Origin of the sequence: Methylobacterium sp. WL18 (genome assembly GCF_008040015.1) — a bacterium.
Taxonomy (GTDB): Bacteria; Pseudomonadota; Alphaproteobacteria; order Rhizobiales; family Beijerinckiaceae; genus Methylobacterium; species Methylobacterium mesophilicum.
On record NZ_VRVD01000381.1, the window covers coordinates 1 to 4569 of the forward strand.

At 69.8% G+C, this 4569-nt stretch carries 3 protein-coding genes and 1 pseudogene; all 4 read right to left on the reverse strand.

Annotation, left to right across the window (positions count from 1 at the left end; all coding sequences use genetic code 11):
* Window positions 1–877: pseudogene (locus tag FV228_RS21010) on the reverse strand (two-component sensor histidine kinase); the annotation flags it as partial.
* 134 nt (window positions 878–1011) lie between these two features.
* Window positions 1012–1395, reverse strand: coding sequence for a nuclear transport factor 2 family protein (locus tag FV228_RS21015; protein ID WP_147856388.1), 384 nt, complete (start codon window positions 1393–1395; stop codon window positions 1012–1014).
* 302 nt (window positions 1396–1697) lie between these two features.
* Window positions 1698–2303, reverse strand: a complete 606-nt coding sequence (locus FV228_RS21020; RefSeq protein ID WP_147856389.1) for a K(+)-transporting ATPase subunit C — start codon at window positions 2301–2303, stop codon at window positions 1698–1700.
* Window positions 2304–2325: 22 nt separating this feature from the next.
* Entirely contained in the window at window positions 2326–4416 is a 2091-nt protein-coding gene (gene kdpB / locus FV228_RS21025; RefSeq protein ID WP_147856390.1) for a potassium-transporting ATPase subunit KdpB, read from the reverse strand.
* Window positions 4417–4569 lie beyond the last annotated feature (153 nt).

Sequence of the window (4569 nt, forward strand, 5' to 3'; positions counted from 1 at the left end):
CCTCGATGTACAGGGCGGTCCAGGGCGCGTGCAGCCGGTCGGCGACGCGCTTGGCGTAGCGCACCAGGCCGGCCGAGCGCGGATCGGCGCTGATGCAGACCAGCACCCGCTCGCCGGCGCTCCAGGGCCCCGCGATGGCGTTGGCCTGCATGTGGCTGAGGAGTTCGTCGTCGACCCGGTCGGCGGTGCGGCGTAGGGCCAGCTCGCGCAGGGCCGTGAGGTTGCCGCGGGAGAAGTAGTGCTTCAGGGCGCGCTCGGCGTTGGTCGGGACGTAGACCTTGCCGTCCTTGAGCCGCTGGATTAGGTCGTCCGGATTGAGGTCGACCACCTCGATGTCGTCCGCCCGGTCGAGGATGCCGTCCGGCACGGTCTCGCGCACGCGGATGCGGGTGATCTGCGCCACCACGTCGTTGAGGCTCTCGACATGCTGGATGTTGAGCGTCGTGTAGACGTCGATGCCGGCGTCGAGCAGTTCCTCGACGTCCTGGTAGCGCTTCGGGTGGCGGGATCCCGGCGCGTTGGTGTGGGCGAGCTCATCCACCAGCGCGAGGGCCGGCCTCCGGGTCAGGAGGGCGTCGAGATCCATCTCGTCGAGCGTGGTGCCGTGGTAGGGCACGGTGCGGCGCGGGACGATCGTGAACCCGTCGAGCAGCGCCTCGGTCTCGGCCCGGCCGTGGGTCTCGACGACGCCCACCACCACGTCGAGGCCGGCTTCGCGCCGAGCGCGGCCGATGGTGAGCATCTCGAAGGTCTTGCCGACCCCGGGGGCGGCCCCCAGGAAAACCTTCAGCCGGCCGCGGGTCCGCGACTCCCGGCGCGCCGTTTCCAGCAGCGCCTCGGGGGTGGGACGGGTCGGGTCTCGGCCGGTCTCGCGCATGGTTCTTTCAGGGTACCCGCGGTCAGCGCGACACGGATGGGGTTCGCATCGGGCCGGATTCCCGCCGCTCCGGTCTCGCACGCGGCAATCCCTTCCACGTTGCAGGTCGTGGTGCGGAAGGACGTTTCGCCGCCTCAGAACATGCCATTCGGATTGGCGGAGGTCTCCGGGAGGATTTGAAGCACGTCCCAGTGCTCGACGATCTTCCCGTCGGCATCGAGCCGGAACATGTCCATGGTCGCGTAGTCGTGGCCGCCGGGCCAGCGCTGGAGACAGTGAAGAACCACGAATTCGCCCTCGGCGACGGCGCGCTTGATCTCGACGCGCTTACCAGGCCATTCCCGCGCCATGCGTTCGAAATAGGTGATGAACCCGTCTTTTCCGGTCGCCACATGTGGATTGTGCTGGACGTACTCGGCCCCTGCGTAACGCTCGATTGCCTTCCGCGGACGACAATCGTTGAACATCAGCTCATAGAAGGCGATCACGTCCGCCTTTCGCTGCACAAGGTCGCTCATGACATCTCGAGAGTTCTGACGATCGCGGGATACCAGGTCGGTGCCGGCAAGAGCGTCCGCGCGGGAAGCCCCTGAGCCGTCCATCGATCGATCACGATACCAGCGTGGGTCGCCTGCGAATACCGTTCAGTCCAGCGGTTGGATTGAGGCCGGCTCAAGAAGCCGCCTTACGAACAGACTCAAAACGTGCCGGTTCTCGAGCTGTCTCGACCGTCCGATCCGTTGGGCCGCCGGCCTTCGGGTGCAGCTGCATCGTCCCGCGAGGATGGATCGGAACGATGCCGTGCGTCCTGGATGGCCGTTCAGCGCCCACCCAACCCATCCAGCGCAAGGTTCAGCGCCAGCACGTTCACCCGTGGCTCGCCGAGCAGCCCGAGCGTGCGGCCCTCGCTCTGCGCGGCGACGAGCTGGCGCAGGCGGTCCTCGGGCAGGTTGCGGGCCTTGGCGACCCGCGGCACCTGGAACAGGGCGGCGTCGGGCGAGATATCCGGGTCGAGGCCCGAGCCGCTCGCCGTGACGAGATCGACCGGGACAGGCCGGCCGGGATTTTCCGCCGTCAGCGCGTCCCGGTCGCCCTTGACCCGCTCGGCCAGCGCGGCGCTGGTCGGGCCGAGGTTGGAGCCCGCGGAATTGGACGCGTTGTAGGGCGCCGGCACGGTCTTCGACGGATCGGCCGGGTCCGCGGCGCTCGTGGCCGAGGGACGGCCGTGGAAGTAGGTGGCGCCGGTGAAGTTTTGGCCGATCAGGCCCGAGCCGACGACATGGCCGTCGCGCTCGATCAGGCTGCCGGCGGCACGCGCGGGGAAGATCAGGCCGGCGAGGCCGGTGACGGCGAGCGGGTAGGCGAGGCCGGTGATCGCCGTGAGGACGGTGAGCAGGACCAGGGCGGGGCGAAGCTGGCTGAGCATGGCGGGTCTCCGAGGGGGCGGTTCAGGCGAGGTGCAGGGCGGTGACGGCGAGGTCGATCGCCTTGATGGCGGCGAACGGAACCAGCACGCCGCCGAGCCCGTAGATCAGCAGGTTCCGGCGCAGCAGCGCGGCGGCGCCGACGGCCCGGTAGGTCACGCCCCGGAGCGCCAGGGGGATCAGCGCCACGATGATCAGCGCGTTGAAGATGATCGCCGACAGGATCGCGCTCTGCGGCGAGGCGAGACCCATCACGTTGAGCGCCTGGAGCTGCGGGTAGAGCCCGAGGAACATCGCGGGGATGATCGCAAAGTACTTCGCCACGTCGTTGGCGATGGAGAAGGTGGTCAGCGCTCCGCGGGTCATCAGCAACTGCTTGCCGATGCCGACGATCTCGATGAGCTTGGTGGGGTCGCTGTCCAGATCGACCATGTTGCCGGCCTCGCGGGCCGCCACCGTGCCGGTGTTCATGGCGACGCCGACATCGGCCTGGGCGAGGGCCGGGGCGTCGTTGGTGCCGTCGCCGCACATGGCGACGAGCTTGCCCTGCGCCTGCTCCTGGCGGATCAGCGCCAGCTTGTCCTCAGGGGTGGCCTGGGCGAGGAAGTCGTCCACGCCGGCCTCCGCGGCGATGGCGGCGGCGGTCATCGGATTGTCGCCGGTGATCATCACCGTGCGGATGCCCATCCGGCGCAGCTCGGCGAAGCGCTCGCGGATTCCGCCCTTCACGATGTCCTTCAGGTAGACGACACCGAGCAGCCGGCCGTCGCGGGCCACCGCGAGCGGCGTTCCGCCGGCCTTGGCGATCTCCTCCGCGATGGCGCGGATCTCGGCGACGGAGTCGGGCTCCGCCTCCGGCTGGTAGGCGAGCGCCGCGTTCGAGCCCCGGCTCGCCATCGGCTGCGCCGAGACCGAGGCGATCACCGCCTCGACCGCGCCCTTGCGGATGGAGATTCCGTCGAGATCGACGCCGCTCATGCGGGACTGCGCGGTGAACGGCACGAAGCTGGCATTGAGGCCGGCCATGTCGCGGGCGCGGATGCCGTAGGCGTCCTTGGCCAGCACCACGATCGAGCGGCCCTCCGGGGTCTCGTCGGCCAGCGAGGCCAGCTGGGCCGCGTCCGCCAGATCCTGCTCGGTGACGCGGGCCACCGGCCGGAACGCGGTCGCCTGGCGGTTGCCGAGCGTGATCGTGCCGGTCTTGTCCAGCAGCAGGGTGTCCACGTCGCCCGCCGCCTCGACGGCGCGGCCCGACAGGGCGAGCACGTTGAAGCGCACCAGCCGGTCCATGCCGGCGATGCCGATCGCCGAGAGCAGGGCGCCGATCGTGGTCGGGATCAGGGTGACGAACAGTGCCACGAGAACGATCAGCGGGATCGCACCGCCGGCATAGGACGCGAAGCTCGGGATCGAGGCCACCGCGAACACGAACACGAGGGTGAGCCCGGCGAGCAGGATGTTCAGGGCGATCTCGTTGGGAGTCTTCTGCCGCGAGGCGCCCTCGACCAGGGCGATCATCCGGTCGACGAAGGTCGAGCCGGCGGCCGCGGTGATCCGCACCCGGATCTCGTCGGAGAGCACCTGCGTGCCGCCGGTCACGGCCGAGCGGTCGCCGCCGGATTCGCGGATGACCGGAGCGGATTCGCCTGTGATCGCCGCCTCGTTGACCGAGGCGACGCCCTGGATCACCTCGCCGTCGGAGGGAATCAGGTCGCCGGCCTCGACCAGCACCACGTCGCCGACCCGGAGGCTGGTCCCCGGGACGGTCTCGTAGCGACCGCCCGGACCGGTGAGGCGCTTGGCCATCGTCTCGGTGCGGGTGCGCCGCAGGCTGTCGGCCTGGGCCTTGCCGCGCCCCTCGGCCAGTGCTTCGGCGAAGTTGGCGAAGACCAGGGTGAACCACAGCCACAGGATGATCTGGCCGGAGAACAGCAGGTCGCCGGCGCCGGTGGCGATGTCGCGGACGAACAGCACGGAGGTGAGCGCGGCCACGACCTCGACCACGAACATGACCGGGTTGCGGATCATCGCGCGCGGATCGAGTTTTTTCACGGAGCCGACGAGGGCGGGTCCGACGAGTGCAGGGCTGAACAGGGATGCGGTCTGGCGGGACATGGATCGGGTGTCCGAAGCGGGGCGGGGAGGCCCGTCGCGCGGGCCTCGGGATGCGTCAGGGAGCGGGGGTGCCGACGGTCAGCGCGTGGGCGGCCATCAGGGCGAAGGCGGCGAGCAGGAGCACGCCGAGCAGCGCCAGGACGAGGTCGGAGG